We start from the raw sequence: 19,013 nt of genomic DNA on the forward strand, positions 1-19,013 counted from the left end.
GGGACATGGAGCGACGGGTGCGCAGGGGCCGCCTCACCTTCGACGTCCGCGACGAGGGCAGTGGCCCGCCGGTGCTGCTCCTGCACGGCTTCCCGCAGGACTCGACGAGCTGGCGGCACGTCGTCCCGCGGCTCCGCGCGGCCGGCCTGCGCACGATCACGATGGACCAGCGCGGGTACTCCCCGGGCGCCCGGCCCGCGCCGCGGGCGGCGTACCGGCTGGAGTTCCTCGTCGCGGACGTGCTCGCGGTGCTCGATGCCGCCGGCGTGGACCGCGCCCACGTCGTCGGGCACGACTGGGGCGGCGGGGCCGCGTGGGTGGCCGGGTCGCGCCACCCGGACCGGGTGGCGTCCCTGACGGTCGTCTCGACCCCGCACCCGGCGGCGCTCACGGCGGCGCTGCTGCGCTCGGACCAGGCGCTGCGCTCCTCCTACATGGCCTTCTTCCAGCTGCCCGGTCTGCCCGAGCGCGTGCTGCGCAGGCGCCTGGAGCAGATGCTCGTCTCGGCGGGGCTGCCGCCCGAGCAGGCCCGGCACTACCAGGAACGGATGCGCGAGCCCGGGGCGGCGCGCGGTGCGCTCAACTGGTACCGCGGCGTGCCGCTCAGCCGGGAGGGTGCCGGCCGCGTGCGGGTGCCGACGACGTACGTGTGGGGCGAGGAGGACCCCTACCTCGGGCGCCGGGCCGCCGAGCTGACCAGGGACTACGTGCACGCCGACTACGAGCTCGTCGTCCTGCCCAGAGGGCACTGGTTGCCCGAGCTGAGCCCGGAGGCGGTCGCCGACGCCGTGCTGTCGAGGGTCGCCTCAGCGGCCTGACCGGGCACCGCCCCCGTGCACGGGGGCACGCCGCGGGTTGTACTGGTGGCGACCGTGCCACCGACGCCCGGAGGGTGCCGTGAGAGTCAAGGGCTGCGTCGTCGTCGTCACCGGCGCGTCCAGCGGGATCGGACGCGCCACGGCACTGCGCTTCGCACGGGAGGGGGCGGACGTCGTCCTCGCGGCGCGCCGCGGGCAGGCGCTGGAGACCGTCGCCGAGCAGTGCCGCCGTCACGGTGTGCGGGCGCTGCCCGTCGTCACCGACGTCACCGACGCGGCGGCCGTCGACCGGCTCGCGCAGCAGGCGGTGACGTCGTTCGGCCGGATCGACGCCTGGGTCAACATCGCCTCGGTGACCGTCTTCGGGCCGTTGCTGGCCACGCCGATGGAGGACGTCCGGCGGGTCGTCGACGTCAACGTCATGGGCTACGTCCACGGGGCGCGCGCGGCGCTGGAGCACATGCGCCGGCAGGGCAGCGGCGTGCTCGTCAACGTCTCCTCGGTGGTGGGGGAGATTCCCCAGCCCTACACGCCGGCCTACTCGATGGCCAAGGCCGCGGTCCGGGCGCTGTCGGTCAGCCTGCGCTCGGAGCTGTGGCTCGACGGCGCCCGCGACATCCACGTCGTCACCGTCCTGCCGGCCACGTACGACACCCCGTTCTTCCAGCAGGCCGCCAACTACAGCGGCCGGCGGGCGCAGCCGATCCCCCCGCTCTACGCCCCGCCACGCGCCGCGCGCGGCATCGTCGGGGCCGTACGCCGGCCGCGGCGGGAGGTGACCGTCGGCGCCGGGGGCCGGCTCATGCGTGCCCAGCACCGGGTCGCGCCGGCACTCACCGAGACGATGATGGCCGTCCTCGTGGACCGCACCCACCTCTCACGGACGCACAGTGCCCCGCCCACGAGCGGCAACCTCTACGAGCCCTCCTCCGACGAGCGGCTCGCGCAGGTGACCGGTGGCTGGGGCGGGCGGCGGCGCACGGCCGTCCGCACGCTCGCCGGGGCCGGTGCGCTCGTCGGCGGCGGGTTGGCGCTGCGCCGGCTGCGCCGCTGAGACGGTCCCGAGCGGCCCACCGGCCGGCGCACCGACATCCACGCCCACGACCGAGGAGATCCCCCCGTGACCGAGTCCCCCACCGTGTCCCCGTCCGACGCCGCCCGCGCACTGCTGGGCGTCCTGGTGCCGATGGTCGCCGGCGGGGCGATCGCCCGCCGCCCGCGCGTCATGGGGCTGGCCCAGCGGCTGGACCTCGACAGCCGCGCCGTCAAGGAGATGCAGCGGCTGCGCGACCGCTACGGACCGGGCCCCGTCCAGGTGCTGCCGGGTCGGGGCATGGCCCTGCTCCTCGACGCCGGCGACGTCCACCGCGTGCTCAACGGCTCTCCGCGGCCCTTCAGCCCGGCGAGCCGGGAGAAGCGCGGGGCCCTGGGCCACTTCCAGCCCGAGGGGGTGCTCGTCTCCAGCCCCGAGGAGCGCACCCACCGTCGGCCGTTCAACGAGCAGGTGCTGCAGCCGGGGCGGCCCGTGCACGACCACGGGGAACGCATGGCCGCGGTGGTCACCGAGGAGGTCGAGGCGCTCCTCGGCCACGTCGACTTCACCGGCGAGCTCACGTGGGACTCCTACGCCGTCGCGTGGTGGCGGATCGTGCGGCGCATCGTCCTGGGCGACGGCGCGCGCGACGACGAGCAGGTCACCGACGACCTGCTGCGGCTGCGCAAGGACGCCAACTGGGCGTACTTCAAGCCCCGGCGCACGGCGCGGACGCGTCGCTTCCTGCGCCGCGTGCAGGAGTACGTCGACCGGGCCGAGCCGGGCAGCCTCGCCGAGCTGACGGCCAGGACGCCCGCGCGCCCCGGCACCGAGCCCCACCAGCAGGTCCCGCAGTGGCTCTTCGCCGCGGACGCCGGCGCCTGGTCGTCCTTCCGGGCGCTCGGGCTGCTGTGCACCACCCCGGGGGCCGTCGCCCGCGCCCGGGAGGAGCTGGACGGCTCACCGGACCTGCCCTACCTGCGCGCCGGCGTGCTGGAGTCCCTGCGGCTGTGGCCCACCACCCCGCTGATCCTGCGGGACACCACCGAGGACACCGAGTGGGCGCGCGGCACCCTGGCGGCAGGCTCCTCCGTCGTGATCTTCGCGCCGTTCTTCCACCGCGACGAGCGCCACGTGCCCGAGGCGCACCGCTTCGCCCCCGAGCTGTGGCTGCGGGAGCGCACCGACGCGGACTGGCCGCTCGTGCCCTTCAGCGGTGGGCCGGCGATGTGTCCGGGCCGCAACGTCGTCCTGCTCATGGCGAGCACCGTCCTCGGGCGGCTCCTCGCCGAGCGGGACTACGCCGTCGAGGGCGGCCCGCTGAAGACCGGCGGCCGCGTCCCCGGCTCGCTCAGCCCCTTCGCCCTGCGCTTCCGCGTCAGCCGCTAGCACGCACCCCTCGGTGTGCTGTCCGAGGAGAGTCTTCCGCTCGACGTAGCACTCCTGCTACATTTGCTCCCACCACTACGACGGAGGGTGGGACATGGACAGCAGAGGGTCGGTCGTCATCGAGGCGACGGACGTGCGCATGCGGTACGGGACCACGGACGTCCTCGACGGCGTGACCTTCCGCGTCGACCGGGGCGAGGTCGTCGTGCTGCTCGGGCCCAACGGCGCGGGCAAGACGACGACGATCGAGATCCTCGAGGGCTTCCGGCTCCCCTCCGGGGGCCGCGTCCGCGTGCTCGGTCAGGACCCCGCCCGCGGCGAGGAGTCCTGGCGCGCCGACGTCGGGGTGGTGCTCCAGTCCTGGCGCGACCACGGCCGGTGGACCGTGCGGGAGCTCGTCGAGCAGTTCGGCTCCTACTACCGGCCCTACTCCGCCCCGGAGCGTCCGCGGCCCTACCCGACTGGGGAGCTCCTCGAGCGCGTCGGGCTCGCCGAGCGGGCCGACCAGCAGGTCAAGAAGCTCTCCGGGGGTCAGCGGCGCCGGCTCGACGTCGCGATCGGGATCGTCGGTCGCCCCCGGCTCCTCTTCCTCGACGAGCCGACGGCCGGCTTCGACCCCGTGGCCCGCCGCGACTTCCACGACCTCATCCACCGGCTCAGCGACCTGGAGGACACGACGATCCTCCTCACCACCCACGACCTCGGCGAGGCCGAGAAGCTCGCCGACCGCATCCTCATCCTCGACGGCGGACGGATCGTCGCCGACGGCAGCGCCGAGCAGCTCGCCCGGCAGGTCGCCGGACGCACCGAGGTGCGCTGGTCCGCGGACGGGGAGCGGCACGTCCACGCGACGTCCGACGGCACGGCCTTCGTCCGCGACCTCCTCGCCCGGCTCGGGGAGGAGGTCAGCGACCTCGAGGTCCGCCGCACCACCCTGGAGGACACCTACCTGGCGATGGTCGCGCGCAGTGACGCGCCCCTGCGCCACGGGGCCGCCCTCCCCAGCCTGAGCCCCGTCTCCCAGGAGGAGGCCCGATGAACCCCACGACCAGCGCGGTCCACGCCGGTGCGCGCCGCGGGTGGATCGAGTTCCGCAACTCCCTGCGCGCCCCCGAGGACCTCACCTACTACCTCCTCGGCACGACCGTCTTCCTCGTCGTGCTGTGGCTCAACCGCACCAACGAGGTCGAGGGCACCGGCATCACGGTGGCGCTCCTCCTGCTGCCCGGCGTCCTCGCCTTCACGACGATGTTCTCCGCCTCCTACGGCCTCGCGACCGCCGTGGCCGCCGAGCGCGAGGACGGCACGCTGCTCCGCGCCAAGTCCGTCCCCCACGGCATGCGCGGCTACGTCACGGGGCAGACCGTCCGCGCCAGCCTCGAGGTCGCCTTCAACGTCGTCGTCCTCACCGTCCCGGCGACCCTCGTGGTCCCGCGCCTGTGGTCCGCCACCGGTCCCACCGACGTCCTCCTGCTCGCCGCCGCGCTCGCGCTCGGGCTGGCCGCCTGCCTGCCCATCGGCTTCGCCGTCGGCTCGGTGTTCCGCAGCCCGCGGGCGGTCGGCGGCTGGGGGATGCTCGTCATGGCCGGCCTCGTCTTCGTCTCCGGCGTGTTCGTCCCCGCCTCCCAGCTCCCCGGCTGGGCGCAGCTGCTCGGCCAGCTCACCCCGATGTACTGGATGGGGCACCTCATGCGCCAGGCGGTCCTGCCCGAGAGCGTCGTCGTCATCGAGATCGGCGAGACGTGGCGCACGGCGGAGGCCTTCGGTGTCCTCGGCCTGTGGGCGCTCGTCGGTGTCGTGCTCGCCCCCGTGCTCCTGCGCCGGATGGCGCGGCGCGAGTCGGGCTCCGTCGTCGCCGCCGGCCGGGAGAAGCAGCTGCAGCGTGTCTGAACCGAAGAGCCCGGAGACCGTCCACAACCGCATCGCCACCCTCCGCGTCGACCGCGGCGTCACCCGCCGCGAGCTCGCGGACGCCCTCGGCGTCCACTACCAGACGGTGGGCTACCTCGAGCGGGGGGAGTACGCCCCCAGCCTGCACCTCGCCCTGCGGATCGCCGCCTACTTCGACGTCCCGCTCGAGTTCGTCTTCTCCCTCGAGCCCTTCCCGCGGATCGGGCCGGCCTGAGCTCAGTGGCGACGGTAGGTGAGGATGCGGAAGCGCATCCCGTTCTCGCCCACGTGCCAGCCGCCGTCGTCGGGGTCCTGCTCGACGACCTGCCACTCCGGGCCGATCGGCGGCGCGTAGGTGTCGCCCTCGACGGCGTGGTCGATCTCGGTGACGACGAGGAGGTCGGCGTGGTCGATGGCGGCCTCGTAGACCTGGGCGCCGCCGCAGATCCACGCGTCCTCGCCGGCGACGAGCTCGAGAGCGGCGGCGAGGTTGTCGACGACCTCGGCGCCCGGCGCCTCGAAGTCGGGGTTGCGGGTGAGGACGACGTTGCGGCGCCCGGGCAGCGGCCGGATCTTCTCCGGCAGCGACTCCCACTGCCGGCGGCCCATGACGACGGCGTCGCCCGCGGTCGTGCTGCGGAAGTGGCGCAGGTCCTCGGGCAGGTGCCAGGGAAGGTCGTTGTCGCGGCCGATGACGCGCTCGTGGGCCTGGGCCCAGATCATCCCGAGGGTCATACCGCCACCGGTGCCTTGATCGCGGGGTGGTGCTGGTAGTCGTGGACGACGACGTCCTCGTAGGTGTAGTCGAAGAGCGAGGGCGCCCGCCGCAGCTCGAGGCGGGGCAGGGGGTAGGGCGTGCGGGAGAGCTGCTCGCGGACCTGCTCGACGTGGTTGTCGTAGACGTGGCAGTCCCCGCCCGTCCACACGAAGTCCCCGACCTCCAGACCCACCTGCTGGGCCACCATGTGGGTGAGCAGGGCGTAGGAGGCGATGTTGAAGGGCACACCGAGGAAGAGGTCCGCCGAGCGCTGGTAGAGCTGGAGGGACAGGCGTCCCTCGGCGACGTAGAACTGGAAGAAGGCGTGGCACGGGGCCAGGGCCATCGCGTCGAGGTCCGCGACGTTCCACGCGGAGACGATCATCCGGCGCGAGTCGGGGTTGTTGCGCAGCGTGTCGAGGACACCGGCGAGCTGGTCGACGTGCCCGCCGCCCGGCGTGGGCCACGAGCGCCACTGGTAGCCGTAGACGGGACCGAGGTCGCCGTCCTCGGCGGCCCACTCGTCCCAGATGTGCACACCCTTCTCCTGGAGCGGGCGCGCGTTGTGCTCACCGCGCAGGAACCACAGCAGCTCCTCGACCACCCCGCGCAGGAAGACCCGCTTGGTCGTCACGAGCGGGAAGCCCGCACGCAGGTCGAAGCGCATCTGGTGGCCGAACACGCTGCGCGTGCCGGTCCCGGTGCGGTCGGACTTCGGCGTGCCGTGCTCGAGCACGTGGCGCAGGAGGTCCTCGTAAGGGGTCGGGACGAGCGGAGTGGTCACGGCGCCATGGTAAGCCGAGGGCCGCCGCCCGGGTGGTCCGGTGCGGCGGCCCTGTGGCGGGTCCGGCTCGAGCCGTCAGGCGTTGGCCGGCTCCTTCTCGCTCTGCTCGATCGTGCGCGGCGTGTGCGCCACCTGGATCTTGCGGGGCTTGGCCTCCTCGGCCACCGGGATCGTCAGCGTGAGCACGCCGTCGGCGTAGTCGGCGTCGATGCGGTCGACCGCGAGGCCGGTGCCCAGCGCCAGCTGGCGGGCGAAGGTCCCGGTGGGCCGCTCGTGGGACAGCCACTGGACGTCCTCGCCGTCCATGCTCGTCCGCTCGGCGCGGACGGTGAGGGTGCGGTCCTCGACGTCGATGTCGATCGTCGTCGGGTCGACGCCCGGCAGGTCGATCTGGGCGACGAAGGTCTCGCCCCGGCGATAGAGGTCCAGGGGCATGGCGGTGGCGGCGGGTGCCTGCCGGAGCACCGTGTTGAACATGCGGTCCATCTCGCGGAACGGGTCGGTGAAGTGAGCCATCTCAGTCCCTCCTTCTCGGTCAGGCGCCCGATCCGACCGGGCACCGCTGGCTCAATTCTGGCACTCGACGGGTGAGAGTGCCAGCGTCGTTCACCGACGGCGAAAGAGTTGAGTGGGATCGGCTCAATCTATGTGCTGACCTGCGTGGACGTGGGGACAGCGGGGACCGGCCCGAAGGCGTCACGGGCCCCGGTGACGACCTGGCCGGAGAGTCGGCGGCCGAGGAACCAGCCCACGACGGCACCGATACCGAAGGGCGCGAGCCGCCCGAGCATCAGCGCCCCGCCCTTGGTCGCCACCACGCGGACGAGGCGGCGGGAGAGCCCCTTGTTGACGGCGCGGACCGTGCCGAGGGGCAGCCGGGTGAGCAGTCCGCGGCCCCAGTAGAGGCTGCTGACCCCGAGCTCGCCGTGCAGGGCGCGGGCGCCGTCCTCACCGAGGAGCGCGGCGAGCAGCAGGGTGCGCCGGCGTGCGACGTCCTCGACCTCCACGCCGTGCACGTGCGCGACCGCGCCGACGAAGGTGGTGCTCGCGCGCAGGTAGCTGCCGAGGTTGGCGGCGGTGAGCAGTGCGGCCACCCCCGTGCCGACGCCCGGCACGGCCGCCGTGAGCCCGACGGCGGCGCTGAGCACGCTGACCCGGCGCCGGTAGCGCCGCTCGAGGAGGGCGACGACGTCGGCCGGCGAGGCTCCGGGGTTGGCGGCGGCGACCTTCTCGGCGAGCGCGCGGGACCGGCCGGCGCCGTTGGCGAGTGCCTTCTCGATGCGCCGCTCGAGAGCGTTGGCGGCCGGCTCCACCTCGCCGTCGCGCTCCGTGGCGGGGCGGCGGCGGCTCACGACTGGCCCCGCAGCGGCTCGTGGGTGACGGCGACGTCGTAGGTGGCGCCGGCCTTGATGGTGCGACCCACCGTGCACTGGCGACCGGAGGTGCGGTCGACCCGTTCGGCGAGCTTGTCCCGCTTCTCGTCGTCGAGCTCGGCGAGGTCGAGGAGGAGCTCGACGTCGAGGTGCCCGTAGCGGTTCTCGTCCTCGACGCCGACGGAGGAGACGCCGACGACGGCCGGGAAGTCGTCGCCGAGCCTGCTGCGCAGCACGTGGTCGGTGGACAGCGCGGTGCACGCGGCGAGGGCGATCTTGAGCAGCTCACCGGGGGAGAACACGCCCTCGGCGTCGCCGCTGCCGATGCGCACCTGCGCGCCGCGGCCGTTGTAGGCGATGTACTCGGGTCCGCCCTGGCGCTCGGCCCACAGGGCGCGTGCGGGGGAGACGTGCTCCTCGGGGGTAGGGGTCGGCTCGTCCGGCGTCGTCGTGTCGCTCATGCCCCGATCGTGGCACGCCCCGCCCCCAGCGGCACCGCGGTTCCCCCTCCTCCCAGCGGGGCGGGGAACGGGAGAGGGACGACCCTCCCGCGCCGAGAGCTGAGTTGTTCCTCAGGCGGCCGAGAAGGAGAAGACCCTCCCCGCGCCGAGAGCTGAGTTGTTCCCCAGGTCTCCGGGAAGGGGAGACCCTCACTGCGCCGAGAGCTGAGTTGTTCCTCAGGTGTCCGGGAAGGGGGAGAGACCCTCCCCGCGCCGAGAGCTGAGTTGTTCCCGGATGACCCGTGCGGCTCCGGAAGAACTCAGCCCTCGGCGGGAGGGTGCCGGGGGTGGTGGGTCAGGGGGCGGCGGGGTGCGGGCGTCGGCCCGGGAGGAGGGAGCCGAGCTGGGTGCGTCCGCTGGTGGGGAGCAGCGTCGCGAGCAGACGACGCCGGCGGGTCACCCGCCCGCGCTGCCACTCGACGACCCGTCGTACGTCCTCGCGCATCGTTCCGAGCTCGGGGGTCCGGGCCGCGTACCGGGCGGACTCGAGCCGGTCGGTGGCGCGGTCCAGGGCGTCGCGGGCTGCGGCGTCGGGCTGGATCTGCCGCGCGTAGTGGTCGCGCAGGACGCGGGGCGTCGCCGCGGGCGGCGGGGCCACCCCGAGATCGGCGAGGCCGTCGACCAGTGCGGTCCACTCGGCCTCGATCCACGCGGCGGGGCTCCGCCCGCGGCGTGACCTCCACCGGTGCCAGCGGCCGGCGAGCGGCACGACCGACGCGAGGGCGACCACGGCCGCGAGGCTCAGCGCCGTCCAGCCGATCGTCTCGGCGTGGCGCTCGAACCAGCTCTCCTCACCGCCAGCGCCCATGCCGCCCGTGGTGTCCGGCACCGCCGGCGCGGCGGTCGGCTCCTCGGTCGAGGGCACCTCCTGCGGGGTGGGGACCTCCTGCTGCTGCCCCTCGGTGGCGTAGGTGGGCGCCGTCCCGCTGCGCTGGCCCGGGGTCGGCTCGAAGCGGGTCCAGCCGAGTCCGGTGATGAAGAGCTCGGGCCACGCGTGGGCGTCGGACGCCACGACCGTCCGGGTGCCGTCCAGGCCCCGGGAGCCGGGCAGGAACCCGACCGCGAGGCGAGCGGGGATGCCCTGCGCCCGCGCCATCATCACCATCGCGGTGGCGAACTGGGTGCAGTAGCCCTGCTTCGTCGCGAGGAAGTGGGAGATCGGGTCGAGCGGCTCGCCGTCCGGACCCTCGACGGGGTCGGCCAGTGTGAGGGAGTAGCTGAACTCCGGGCTGCGCAGGTAGCGCTGGATCTCCAGGGCGACGTCGATCTGGTTGGTCCGGTCACCGGCGAGCTCGGCGGCCAGGTCCCCGACCACACCCGCGGAGGCCGGGTCGACGGCGAGCGTGTTCGGCCCGCCGTACCCGAACGTCCGTTGCAGGGTCCCGTCCGGGTGCTCGACCACCGTCGTGCCATCGCTGAGATAGGTCTCGTACCGGCCGTCGGGGTACATCATCGCGACGGTCATGCCGTCGGGCGTGGTCGTGAAGACCGCGCCGTCCTCGGTGGTCTCGTTGACGAGAGTGTCCGGGGGGTACCGGTCGGCCAGCGGTTCCGGCGGTGCGCCGACCTCCTCCGGCAGGGTCTCGAGTGCCCCCATCTCGTGGTACCGGACCTCGTAGGTCCCGGGGGCGGAGTCGACGTGCATCGCCTCGCTGAGCGGGTCCCACGTCCAGCCGACCTCACCGAGGTCGACCTCGGACGCCGGGTACGGCATCGCCAGCTGCGGGGCGCGCATACCGTTCTGGGTGACGGTCATCGTCCGCGGCGTCGACTCGATCCCTGACTCCGGGTAGATCAGCGTGCTCATCGGGCTGAGGAACGGTTCCCGGAACGGCCCGGAGGTCGCGTCCCCGACCGGCAGCCACTGGCCGTCGGCGTAGGTCAGGCTGCTCATGACCCGCAGCGGTGGCGGGGAGCTGTCGTCGGTGCGGTAGCGGATCACCGGCGCGTTGGAACGGTCGGCGAGGTCCTGGCTGAGGTCGAGGGTGTCGGTGAAGCTCACCGTGCCCGGCGCGCCCTCGCCCGACCGCCCGTCGACGAGGACGGTCGGCGGCAGGTGCGGCAGCATGCCGGGGAGCACGACGGCGAGGACGAGCGCCGACAGTCCCATGACCCGCGCCGTCACGCCCAGCCGGTGGTGGTTGCCCCGGGCCGCGGCCGCCCGGTCGACGCTCACCGCTGCCTGGGGCCCGTCCTGCTCCTCCTCCAGCCGTGAGCGCCCCTGCTGGGCGAGCAGCACGAGCCAGGCCGCCGCCCCGATGAGGAAGTAGCGCGGGTCGAGCGCCTGGCCCGAGCCGGAGGCTGCCCCCGCGGAGACGAGAAGGAGCGGGATGCCGGCGAGCGCGCCCGCCCGGAGGGTGACCCCGAGCGCCTCGACGACGAGGGCGAGCGCGGCGATCGAGCCGAGCACCACGAAGGTGAGCCCGGGCGTCGCAGGCGCCGGGACGGCGTAGGTCTGGATGGTGCCGATGCCCTGACGGACGAGCGCGCTCATCGCGACGAGCGCGGACTCGTCCGCCGGCCGGTGCTGCTGCGCCCAGCCCGCCAGTCCGCTGAGGAGGGCGAGCACCTGGGCGAGCAGGACGAGCCAGGCCGGCACGCGCGCCATGCGCACGAGCGAGCCGGCGGCGACGACGAGCAGCAGCACCCCGAACAGCGGCCCGATCCACGGTCGGGTCGAGACGAGCTCGCCGAGCGGCCAGGAGACGGCGACGAGCGCCGTCACCGCGAGGAGGGACTCCACCCACCGGCCGCGGAGCAGGGCGGTGACCCAGGGGTCGTTCATCGCAGGCCCGCCAGGTCTGCCCGCCGACCGGGGGAGGGCGGGACGGCGGCGGCCCACACGTCGGCGACGGTGTCGCCGTCGCGGACGGTGCGGGTGCGCCAGCCTGCGGCGGTGAAGATCGGCACGAGCTCGCCGTCGTCCGGCACGGCCCAGCCGCGCACCTCGGGGTCGTCGGAGAAGGACGTGGTGTCGAGGACGAGCGCGACGCCGAGGCTGCCGGGGGAGCGGACGGCCGGCACGGCGAGGACGGCCTCGGGGTCGTGGTCGGCGACCACCGCGACGACGACGGCGCCGTCCGCCGTGAGCGCGTGCGCGTCGCTGACGTAGGGGGTGAGGGCGTCGGCGGTCGGCTCGACGAGCGCGAGGGACCGCAGCGCGGCGAGGAGGTCGGTGCGGCCCGGCTCCCCGGCGCCCACGACGTGCACGGCGTAGCCGTCCTCGCCCAGGTGGACGGCGAGGGAGGCGACGGCGCGCACCGCCCACTCGAAGGCCTCGGCGGCGTCACCGTAGGCACGGGCCCGGGCGTCGAGGAGCAGGACCGCGCGGCGACGGGCGGGACGGTCCTCCTGGCGCACCATGAGCTCGCCGCGGTGGGCGGTCGTGGGCCAGTGGACGCGGCGCAGGTCGTCGCCGTCGCGGTAGGCGCGGATGCTCACGTCGTCCTCCCCGTGCAGCGCCACCATGTGGGGCACCTGCCCCTCACGGCCCAGACCGCCGCCGTGGACCCGGCCCGGCCCGAGCGGCTCGATGCGGGGCAGGACGAGCAGGTGGCTCTCGCCGGGGAGCTGGACACTCGCCGTCGTCATCCCGAAGGGGTCGCGTCGCTCCAGGCGCAGCGGCCCGAGCGGGTGCGCGCCGCGGGAGGTGGAGGCGACGCGGTAGCGCACGGTGTGGCGCTCACCGGGGTCCATGCGCGGCAGGAGGAAACGGGGGCCGGCGCCGAGCAGCGGGTCGAGCTGCTCCTCAGCCACCTGGAGCGGGCTGAGGCGGGTGCCGCGGCCGCGCAGGACGAGCTCGACGTCCGCCGGCTGGTCGGGTGCCACGAGGGTGGGCGAGACGAGCCGCTGGAGTGTCACGGGCGGAGGCGGCCGCCAGCCGACGACGACGGCGAGCACCGGCAGGCCGGTGACGAGGACACCGGCCCGGGTGATGTCCGGGTAGCCGAGCAGTGTCCCGAGCGCGACGACGACGACCCCCAGCGCGAGGAAGACCTGCCCCCGGCCGGTGAGACGCGGGCGTCGGATCATCGCGCCCCCACGGGCACGGGCACCTCGGCGAGGAGCCCTGCGACGACCTGCTCGGGCGTCTCGCGGGCGAGCTGGGCGTCGTTGCTGAGGATGACGCGGTGGGCGAGGACGGGGACGGCGAGCACCTGGACGTCGTCGGGAAGGACGTGGGTGCGCCCGTCCAGGGCCGCGTGGGCACGGGCGGCGCGCACGAGGTGGAGGGCCGCGCGCGGGGAGATGCCCAGCCGCAGGCGGGGGTGACGCCGGGAGGCGGTGGCGAGGTCGACGACGTACTGGAGGACAGCGGGGCTCGCGTACAGCGTGCGCACCGCGGCGACGAGCCGCGCGACGGTCAGCGCGTCGGTGACCGGCCGCAGGGTGGCGAGCGGGTCGGTGCGCGAGTGCGCGCCGATCATGTCGAGCTCGGCGGCGGGGGCGGGGTAGCCCATCTCGATGCGCGCCATGAAGCGGTCGCGCTGCGCCTCGGGCAGCGGGTAGGTGCCCTCCATCTCGATGGGGTTCTGCGTCGCCATCACCATGAACGGCTCCTCGAGCCGGTAGGTCGTGGCGTCGACCGTCACCTGGCCCTCCGCCATCGCCTCGAGCAGCGCCGACTGTGTCTTGGGCGAGGCACGGTTGATCTCGTCGCCGACGACGACGTTGGCGAACACCGCGCCCGGCCGGAACTCGAAGGTGCGGGCGTCCTGGTTGAAGACGCTGACGCCGGTGACGTCGCTGGGCAGCAGGTCGGGGGTGAACTGGATGCGCTGGACGCTGCAGTCGATGCTCCGTCCCAGGGCCTTGGCCAGCATGGTCTTGCCGACCCCGGGCACGTCCTCCACCAGGAGGTGGCCCTGGGCCAGCAGCACGGTGACCACGGTCCTGACGACGTCGTCCTTGCCGGCGATGACGCTTGACATGGCGGCCTCCACCCGGTGGGCGACCTCCTGAAGCTCCTCGAGTTCGTTCACCACTCGATCCTCCCCCATGGACCGCGGCCCGGGGAGGGGATCGGGTGGCTCACCTGCCGGCGAGGAAGTCCAGCCCGATGGAGCGCTCGACGGCGAGGACCTGGTCCACGGCACCGGCGGCGGCCTTCTCGATGGGCTTGCCGAAGAACGGGACCGAGGCGGTGATGTCCCCGGAGAAGGACTGCACCGTCCCGCCGCCCGGACCGGCCTGCAGGGACATGCGCCCGATGACGCGCACGGGGGCGCCGACGATGTCGAGGGACAGGGTGCCGGCGCGGCTGCGGTCGGGGTGCGGAGCCTCCCAGGCCTCGACCAGCCGCACGTCCAGGCTCTGGCCCACGAGGGAGCGGAACGAGGAGGGCACCTGGTCGGTGGGCATCTGTCGGCGGGTGGTGACGGTGAACGCCTCGCCCTCCCGGAGAACCTCCTGGGTGGAGTCGAGCGCGCCGGAGGCCGCGATCTTGCGCCGGACGAACTCCTCGTCGGCGAGCATCCCGGCCACCGTGTCCACGTCGGCGGGGTAGTCGATCGTCGCGTCGAAGCGCACGTTGCTCCTTCAGTCGGCGGAGGCCCCAGCGTAACCGGGACCGGCGACGGCGCGCGGGCGGCGGGCTATACGCTGACGGGGTGTCGACGCTCAGCGAACTCATCCAGGACCGCTCACGGCTCGACCCGCACAGCATCGAGCGGCTGCACCAGCTCGTCGGTGACTGGCAGGTCGTCTCCGACCTCTCCTTCGCCGACCTGCTCCTGTGCATCCCGATGGGGGAGGAGGACTTCCTCATCGTCGCGCACTGCCGTCCCTCGACGGGGGCGACGGTCTACTACGAGGACGTCGTCGGCCGCCTCATCCCCGCCGGGCGGCGCCGGTTGCTGCGGCAGGCGATGGAGCGCCAGGTGCCGGTGCGTGCCACCGAGCCGCGCTGGATCGGCTCCCACGCCGTCCGCGAGGACGCGGTGCCCGTCGTCCACGAGGGTCGCACCATCGCGGTGATCTCGCGGCAGGCGAACCTCGGCATCACCCGCACCTCCAGCCGCCTCGAGCTCAACTACGTCGAGGCCGCCGACGCGATCTGCGCGATGGTGGCCCGCGGGGAGTTCCCCCAGCCCGGCTCGCCCACGGGCTCACGGCGCGGGGCGCCGCGCGTGGGGGACGGGCTGTTCCGGCTGGGGCTGGACGGTGAGGTCCTGTACGCGAGCCCCAACGCCCTGTCCTGCTTCCACCGCCTCGGGGTCATCGGCGACCTCACCGGAAAGGTCCTCGTCGAGGCCGTCACCGACGTCATGGACGGCGAGAGCCCGGTGGACGAGTCGTTGCCCGTCGTCATGACCGGCAAGGCGGCCTGGCGCTCGGAGATCGACGCGCACGGCGTCGTCGTGTCCTTCCGTGCCATCCCCATCACGGAGAACGGGCAGCGGCGCGGGGCGGTGCTCCTGTGCCGCGACGTCACCGAGGTGCGCCGCCAGGAGCTGGAGCTGCTCACCAAGGACGCGACGATCCGGGAGATCCACCACCGGGTGAAGAACAACCTCCAGACGGTGGCCGCGGTGCTGCGGCTCCAGTCGCGACGCTCGAGCAGCGCGGAGGTGCGCGACGCGCTCGGCGAGGCGATCCGGCGGGTGTCGACCATCGCCCTCGTCCACGACATGCTGTCCCAGATCATCGACGAGATCGTCGACTTCGACGCCCTCTTCGTGCGGGTGCTGCGCCTGTCCGCCGACGTCGCGGCCGGCGAGGGGCACGTGCGCACCGAGGTGCGGGGCAGCTTCGGTCAGGTCCCGGCCGACGACGCGACGGCGCTCGCCGTCGTCCTCACCGAGCTCGTCACCAACGCCGTCCAGCACGGTCTGGGGCCGGCCGGTGGCACCGTCGTCGTCACCGCGGAGCGGGAGGGGGAGCAGCTGGACGTCACGGTGCGCGACGACGGCGCGGGCCTGGCGGAGGGCAGCGTCCTCAGCGGCCTGGGCACCCAGATCGTCTCGACGCTCGTGCGCGGCGAGCTCGGGGGCACCATCGACTGGCGCCCCGCGCCGGGCGGCGGCACCGAGGTGGCCGTCCGGGCGCGGATCGCCGACGCGCGCTAGTCCGCCGCGCGCTCCTCCCGGCGCCGCTGCCGTGCGCGGCCCCGGCTGCCGGTGCGGCTCCACACGAACCAGCCGACGGCGCCGACCACCCCGGCGACGACGACCCACTGGAGGATCCCGGTGTACCGCTCGACGACGTGCCACTGCTCACCGAGCAGGTAGCCGGCCCCGACGAGCACGGTGTTCCAGATGGCCGAGCCCGCCGTCGTCAGCCCGATGAACACGGGCAGGGGCATGCGCTCGATGCCCGCGGGGATCGAGATGAGGCTGCGGAAGACCGGCAGCATGCGCCCGAAGAACACGGCCTTGGTGCCGTGCCGGTGGAACCAGCGCTCGGTGTCGTCGATGTCGCCGGCGTCGACCAGCGGCAGCCGTTCGGCGACGGCCTTGAGGCGACGGACGCCGAGCGCGGCGCCCAGGCCGTACAGCGCCAGCGCGCCGACGACCGAGCCGAGGATCGTCCAGAGGATGACGCCGACGAGCGAGAGGTCGCCCTGGCTGGAGGTGAAACCGGCGAGCGGGAGGATGACCTCGCTGGGGATCGGCGGGAAGAGGTTCTCCAGCGCGATGGCGATCGCCGCCCCCGGTCCGCCGAGGGTCTCCATGAGGTCGACGGCGAACTCGGTGACCCCGGCGAACAGGCCGCCGTCGTCCGGCACGGAAGAGGCCCCCGGTGCCACAAGGGGCACCGGGGGCCTGCTCAGCAGTGCGGTGGGGCTCAAGAGGCCCGGCGGGCGCGCGCGGTGCGGCGCTTGAGCGCGCGGCGCTCGTCCTCCGAGAGCCCGCCCCAGACGCCGGCGTCCTGGCCGTTCTCCAGCGCCCACTTGAGGCACGTGTCGACGACGGGGCACCGGCGGCAGACCGCCTTGGCCTCCTCGATCTGGAGGAGGGCGGGCCCGGTGTTGCCGATCGGGAAGAAGAGCTCGGGGTCCTCGGTGAGACAGGCAGCGGTGTGGCGCCAGTCCATGGCAACTCCTTCTTGGGCGCAGCGGGAGGCCGGGATCGTTGAGGGGGGAAGTCCAACGCGGCCAGTGACTGCCACCAACCCTCACACGCCCCGGTCACGCACGACAAGGGGGTCGGGTATGTGAACTGCAGGTAAAGCGGAGTGGTGTTCGTCACACGCGCGGCGTCGGTCACACCGGCCCGCGACGTAGGCTGGTTGGGTGACCACTGAGCGTCCCGCGCGACCGCCGCTGCCCCTCGTCCTCGCCCTCCTCCTCGTCCTCGTCGAGGTCGGGGCACTGGCCGCGCTGGCGGTGGGGATGCTCGTGGAGGTGCTCGGCGGAGCCACCGTGAGCGGTGCCGTCACAGCGGTGCTGGCGCTCCTCTTCCTCGGCATCTGTGCCCTGCTCGTCGTCGCGGCGCGCGCGCTGCACCAGCGCCGGCGCTGGGGCCGCGGACCGCTCGTCACCTGGCAGCTCCTCGTGCTCGCCACCGGCATCTCCCAGTCGGGTGTCATCCCCGGGGGGATCGTCGCGCTCCTGGTCCTGCTGCCCGTCGCCGTGACGGTCGGGCTCCTCGTCCCGCCGTCGGTGGCCTGGGCCGACCGGACCGCCCCGCCGCGCGCCGTCGTCTAGCCCCTCCTCCCTACGTGCACCCCTTCCTTCTCGCCGAGCGCTGAGTTGTTCCGCGGAACAACTCAGCGCTCGGCGCTAAGGGAGGGGGTGTCGGCGGTGGGTGGGGCGCGTCAGGGATGTGCAGGACGTCCGGGCAGGACGAGCACGGCGTCGCCCACGGGCCGCTCGCCCGCCGCGTCGGAGGGCACGGTGAGCAGCCGGCCTTCGGCGACCATCGCCGTGGACCCCCCGCCGTCGAGGTTGAGCGCGTCGCGCAGGCCGAGCCCGACGGCCACGTCCGCGGCCTCCGGGACGGACAGGCCGAGCGCGTCGGTGCTGCGCCCGTCCGCGGTGACGAGGACGAGCCGGCCACGGTCGTCGACGCCGGCGAGGGTGCGCGGGTTCCGCTTGTGGACCCACCCGTAGTAGAAGCTCGGGTTGTCGGGGTGCACCATGCCGTCCGTCGCGGGGGTGACGTGCCGCCGGCCGTCGCGGACGAGCTCGGGGCCGCCGTTGACGACGGCGGGGTACCGGCTCGGGTGCACCGTGCGCCCGTCCTCGTCGGTGAGCGCGGTCCGCACGTCGAGCCGGCTGCCCTCCTCGGCGAGCGAGCGCAGGACGGGGGCGAGGTCGCCGGTGGCCTGGACGGTGGTGCCGCCGTCAGGGACCGGGCCGCCCCGGTCGTCGCGCAGCTCGGTGACGCGACCGTGGCGGTCGAGGACCGCCTCGACACCCTCGCCGGCGGGGGTCCGCTCCGCGAAGGTTTCCGTGAAGACGACGAGCTCGTCGGGGTCGGTGCACGTGACGTCGTGCAGCGGCAGGGTGGTGGGGACGTCGTCGAGGCCGCCGCAGTTGCGGACGAGGCCGGGGACGCGGTTGAGGCCGTCGAGGGGCAGGCGGGTGCCGCCGGCCCGGACCTCGCCCTCCCAGCCGACGCGCTCGACCTCGGTGCGGCGCGCGTCGGGACGGAGCAGGAGGGCGGGACGCTCCCCGACGGGCTCGCTGAGGAGCTCCCCGTCGACGACGGACACCCCGGCCGGGTCTCCGGGTGCGCCGGCCCGCGGGTCGAGGACGAAGAAGCCGCCGTTGACGGCGGCGAGCGCGCCGGACAGGGCGGCGAGCTCGGAGGTCGTCTCCCGCTGCTCGACGTCCGGACCGAGGGACGCGGCGACCTCGCCACGGAAGTGGCGGGGGTCGACGGTGAGGACGTCGATGCGCCACGGGCCGCGGTCGTCGTCGCCGTCGGCGTCCCAGGCGGTGGAGAGGGTGGAGCCGCGGTGGCCGGCGGCGACCACCTGCTCGCGTGCCGCGTCGGCGGCGGCGCGGTCGGCGAAGGAGCCCACGCGCACGCGCCAGCCGAGGCTGCCACCGGCGAAGTCGGCGACCGGCTCGGTGAGGACCTCCTCGACGCGAACGTCCAGGCCGGCGTCGCGGAGCTCGGCGGCCACCTCCTCGGCGCTCGCGCGGTCGCGCAGAGCGGTGGCCGGGGCGTCCGGGTCGGGCGAGTCGGAGCCGGCCGGGACGGAGACCTCGACCGTCCACGGGTAGGTCGCGGTGGTCTCGCCCCGCACGATGCGGGTGAGGGTGACGCCGGGGGCGAGCTGCTCGGTCCGGCGCGTCTCGGGCAGGTCGGCGGCGCCGAGCGGCAGGGCCGCGTCCGGCTCCGGCTGGGCACCGGCGAGCAGCGGCAGGGTGAGCACGGCGGCGGTCGTCGCGGCAAGGACGGCGGCGCCGCGCCGGGCGCGGGGCTGGGACATGGGGGCCTCCCGGTCGGTGCCGTCCGGCGCCGGACGGCGGGGTGAGCTGTCGTCGCCAGTCTCACCGCGTCGTCCCCGCCGCGCCA

Annotated in this window: 20 protein-coding genes; 8 read left to right on the forward strand and 12 right to left on the reverse strand. The window is 74.3% G+C overall.

Going from position 1 to position 19,013, the window contains the following annotated elements; genetic code table 11:
- Positions 1-5 precede the first annotated feature (5 nt).
- The 6 genes from DSZ44_RS08350 to DSZ44_RS08375 all read left to right on the forward strand — a co-directional run bounded on the left by DSZ44_RS08350 (position 6) and on the right by DSZ44_RS08375 (position 5,365).
- A complete protein-coding gene (locus DSZ44_RS08350; RefSeq protein WP_110852142.1) occupies positions 6-818 on the forward strand; it encodes an alpha/beta fold hydrolase in 813 nt (270 codons plus the stop codon).
- A gap of 79 nt (positions 819-897) precedes the next feature.
- Complete coding sequence (locus DSZ44_RS08355) at positions 898-1,872, forward strand: SDR family oxidoreductase (RefSeq protein WP_110852143.1); 975 nt, start codon at positions 898-900, stop codon at positions 1,870-1,872.
- A 66-nt stretch (positions 1,873-1,938) separates the two neighbouring features.
- A complete protein-coding gene (locus DSZ44_RS08360) occupies positions 1,939-3,240 on the forward strand; it encodes a cytochrome P450 (RefSeq protein ID WP_258369327.1) in 1,302 nt (433 codons plus the stop codon).
- A gap of 94 nt (positions 3,241-3,334) precedes the next feature.
- Entirely contained in the window at positions 3,335-4,279 is a 945-nt protein-coding gene (locus DSZ44_RS08365; RefSeq protein WP_220035140.1) for an ABC transporter ATP-binding protein, read from the forward strand.
- On the forward strand, positions 4,276-5,130 hold the full coding sequence (locus tag DSZ44_RS08370; RefSeq protein WP_110852144.1) for an ABC transporter permease: 855 nt from the start codon (positions 4,276-4,278) through the stop codon (positions 5,128-5,130). The genes DSZ44_RS08365 and DSZ44_RS08370 overlap by 4 nt, the downstream gene beginning before the upstream one ends.
- Complete coding sequence (locus tag DSZ44_RS08375) at positions 5,123-5,365, forward strand: helix-turn-helix transcriptional regulator (RefSeq protein WP_110852145.1); 243 nt, start codon at positions 5,123-5,125, stop codon at positions 5,363-5,365. Before DSZ44_RS08370 ends, DSZ44_RS08375 begins: the two co-directional genes overlap by 8 nt.
- A 2-nt stretch (positions 5,366-5,367) precedes the next feature.
- On the opposite strand, the gene DSZ44_RS08380 is transcribed toward DSZ44_RS08375, so the two are convergent.
- From DSZ44_RS08380 to DSZ44_RS08420, 9 genes are all read right to left on the reverse strand, one after another.
- Entirely contained in the window at positions 5,368-5,853 is a 486-nt protein-coding gene (locus DSZ44_RS08380; RefSeq protein WP_258369328.1) for a dihydrofolate reductase, read from the reverse strand.
- 8 nt (positions 5,854-5,861) lie between these two features.
- Entirely contained in the window at positions 5,862-6,671 is an 810-nt protein-coding gene (locus DSZ44_RS08385) for a thymidylate synthase (protein ID WP_110852147.1), read from the reverse strand.
- Positions 6,672-6,746: 75 nt separating this feature from the next.
- On the reverse strand, positions 6,747-7,187 hold the full coding sequence (locus tag DSZ44_RS08390; protein WP_110852148.1) for an Hsp20/alpha crystallin family protein: 441 nt from the start codon (positions 7,185-7,187) through the stop codon (positions 6,747-6,749).
- A 128-nt stretch (positions 7,188-7,315) separates the two neighbouring features.
- Positions 7,316-8,023, reverse strand: a complete 708-nt coding sequence (locus DSZ44_RS08395) for a hypothetical protein (protein ID WP_110852149.1) — start codon at positions 8,021-8,023, stop codon at positions 7,316-7,318.
- Complete coding sequence (locus DSZ44_RS08400; protein WP_110852150.1) at positions 8,020-8,505, reverse strand: OsmC family protein; 486 nt, start codon at positions 8,503-8,505, stop codon at positions 8,020-8,022. The genes DSZ44_RS08395 and DSZ44_RS08400 overlap by 4 nt, the downstream gene beginning before the upstream one ends.
- Positions 8,506-8,839: 334 nt before the next feature.
- The gene (locus DSZ44_RS08405; protein WP_110852151.1) at positions 8,840-11,329 is read right to left on the reverse strand and encodes a transglutaminase TgpA family protein; all 2,490 of its coding nucleotides are present in this window, start codon (positions 11,327-11,329) and stop codon (positions 8,840-8,842) included.
- Positions 11,326-12,576: a DUF58 domain-containing protein gene (locus DSZ44_RS08410; protein ID WP_110852152.1), complete on the reverse strand. Its 1,251-nt coding sequence runs from the start codon at positions 12,574-12,576 to the stop codon at positions 11,326-11,328. Before DSZ44_RS08410 ends, DSZ44_RS08405 begins: the two co-directional genes overlap by 4 nt.
- On the reverse strand, positions 12,573-13,544 hold the full coding sequence (locus tag DSZ44_RS08415) for an AAA family ATPase (RefSeq protein WP_110852153.1): 972 nt from the start codon (positions 13,542-13,544) through the stop codon (positions 12,573-12,575). The genes DSZ44_RS08410 and DSZ44_RS08415 overlap by 4 nt, the downstream gene beginning before the upstream one ends.
- 31 nt (positions 13,545-13,575) lie before the next feature.
- Positions 13,576-14,073: a DUF2505 domain-containing protein gene (locus DSZ44_RS08420; RefSeq protein WP_110852154.1), complete on the reverse strand. Its 498-nt coding sequence runs from the start codon at positions 14,071-14,073 to the stop codon at positions 13,576-13,578.
- A gap of 80 nt (positions 14,074-14,153) precedes the next feature.
- On the opposite strand from DSZ44_RS08420, the gene DSZ44_RS08425 reads away from it, so the two are divergent.
- Complete coding sequence (locus tag DSZ44_RS08425; protein ID WP_110852155.1) at positions 14,154-15,611, forward strand: sensor histidine kinase; 1,458 nt, start codon at positions 14,154-14,156, stop codon at positions 15,609-15,611.
- Here DSZ44_RS08425 and DSZ44_RS08430 read toward each other — a convergent pair.
- Together DSZ44_RS08430 and DSZ44_RS08435 are read right to left on the reverse strand one after the other, a co-directional pair.
- A complete protein-coding gene (locus tag DSZ44_RS08430) occupies positions 15,608-16,270 on the reverse strand; it encodes a DedA family protein (RefSeq protein WP_309146705.1) in 663 nt (220 codons plus the stop codon). The genes DSZ44_RS08425 and DSZ44_RS08430 overlap by 4 nt on opposite strands.
- Positions 16,271-16,329: 59 nt before the next feature.
- Positions 16,330-16,578, reverse strand: a complete 249-nt coding sequence (locus DSZ44_RS08435) for a WhiB family transcriptional regulator (protein WP_110852156.1) — start codon at positions 16,576-16,578, stop codon at positions 16,330-16,332.
- Positions 16,579-16,777: 199 nt separating this feature from the next.
- Here DSZ44_RS08435 and DSZ44_RS08440 point away from each other — a divergent pair, with 199 nt between their 5' ends.
- Complete coding sequence (locus tag DSZ44_RS08440; RefSeq protein WP_110852157.1) at positions 16,778-17,191, forward strand: hypothetical protein; 414 nt, start codon at positions 16,778-16,780, stop codon at positions 17,189-17,191.
- A gap of 110 nt (positions 17,192-17,301) precedes the next feature.
- On the opposite strand, the gene DSZ44_RS08445 is transcribed toward DSZ44_RS08440, so the two are convergent.
- Positions 17,302-18,927 (reverse strand): phosphodiester glycosidase family protein, encoded by a 1,626-nt coding sequence (locus tag DSZ44_RS08445; RefSeq protein ID WP_110852158.1) that lies wholly within the window; start codon positions 18,925-18,927, stop codon positions 17,302-17,304.
- Between the last annotated feature and the right edge of the window lie 86 nt (positions 18,928-19,013).

Source organism: Georgenia satyanarayanai, from assembly GCF_900116375.1.
GTDB lineage: Bacteria > Actinomycetota > Actinomycetes > Actinomycetales > Actinomycetaceae > Oceanitalea > Oceanitalea nanhaiensis.

What these genes read in the sequence shown, in the direction of transcription:
- DSZ44_RS08350 (WP_110852142.1), top strand. Translation starts at nt 6, where the DNA reads ATGGAGCGACGGGTGCGCAGGGGCCGCCTCACCTTCGACGTCCGCGAC.
- DSZ44_RS08365 (WP_220035140.1), top strand. Translation starts at nt 3,335, where the DNA reads ATGGACAGCAGAGGGTCGGTCGTCATCGAGGCGACGGACGTGCGCATG.
- DSZ44_RS08370 (WP_110852144.1), top strand. Translation starts at nt 4,276, where the DNA reads ATGAACCCCACGACCAGCGCGGTCCACGCCGGTGCGCGCCGCGGGTGG.
- DSZ44_RS08380 (WP_258369328.1), bottom strand. Translation starts at nt 5,853, where the DNA reads ATGATCTGGGCCCAGGCCCACGAGCGCGTCATCGGCCGCGACAACGAC.
- DSZ44_RS08390 (WP_110852148.1), bottom strand. Translation starts at nt 7,187, where the DNA reads ATGGCTCACTTCACCGACCCGTTCCGCGAGATGGACCGCATGTTCAAC.
- DSZ44_RS08400 (WP_110852150.1), bottom strand. Translation starts at nt 8,505, where the DNA reads ATGAGCGACACGACGACGCCGGACGAGCCGACCCCTACCCCCGAGGAG.
- DSZ44_RS08405 (WP_110852151.1), bottom strand. Translation starts at nt 11,329, where the DNA reads ATGAACGACCCCTGGGTCACCGCCCTGCTCCGCGGCCGGTGGGTGGAG.
- DSZ44_RS08410 (WP_110852152.1), bottom strand. Translation starts at nt 12,576, where the DNA reads ATGATCCGACGCCCGCGTCTCACCGGCCGGGGGCAGGTCTTCCTCGCG.
- DSZ44_RS08415 (WP_110852153.1), bottom strand. Translation starts at nt 13,544, where the DNA reads ATGGGGGAGGATCGAGTGGTGAACGAACTCGAGGAGCTTCAGGAGGTC.
- DSZ44_RS08435 (WP_110852156.1), bottom strand. Translation starts at nt 16,578, where the DNA reads ATGGACTGGCGCCACACCGCTGCCTGTCTCACCGAGGACCCCGAGCTC.
- DSZ44_RS08445 (WP_110852158.1), bottom strand. Translation starts at nt 18,927, where the DNA reads ATGTCCCAGCCCCGCGCCCGGCGCGGCGCCGCCGTCCTTGCCGCGACG.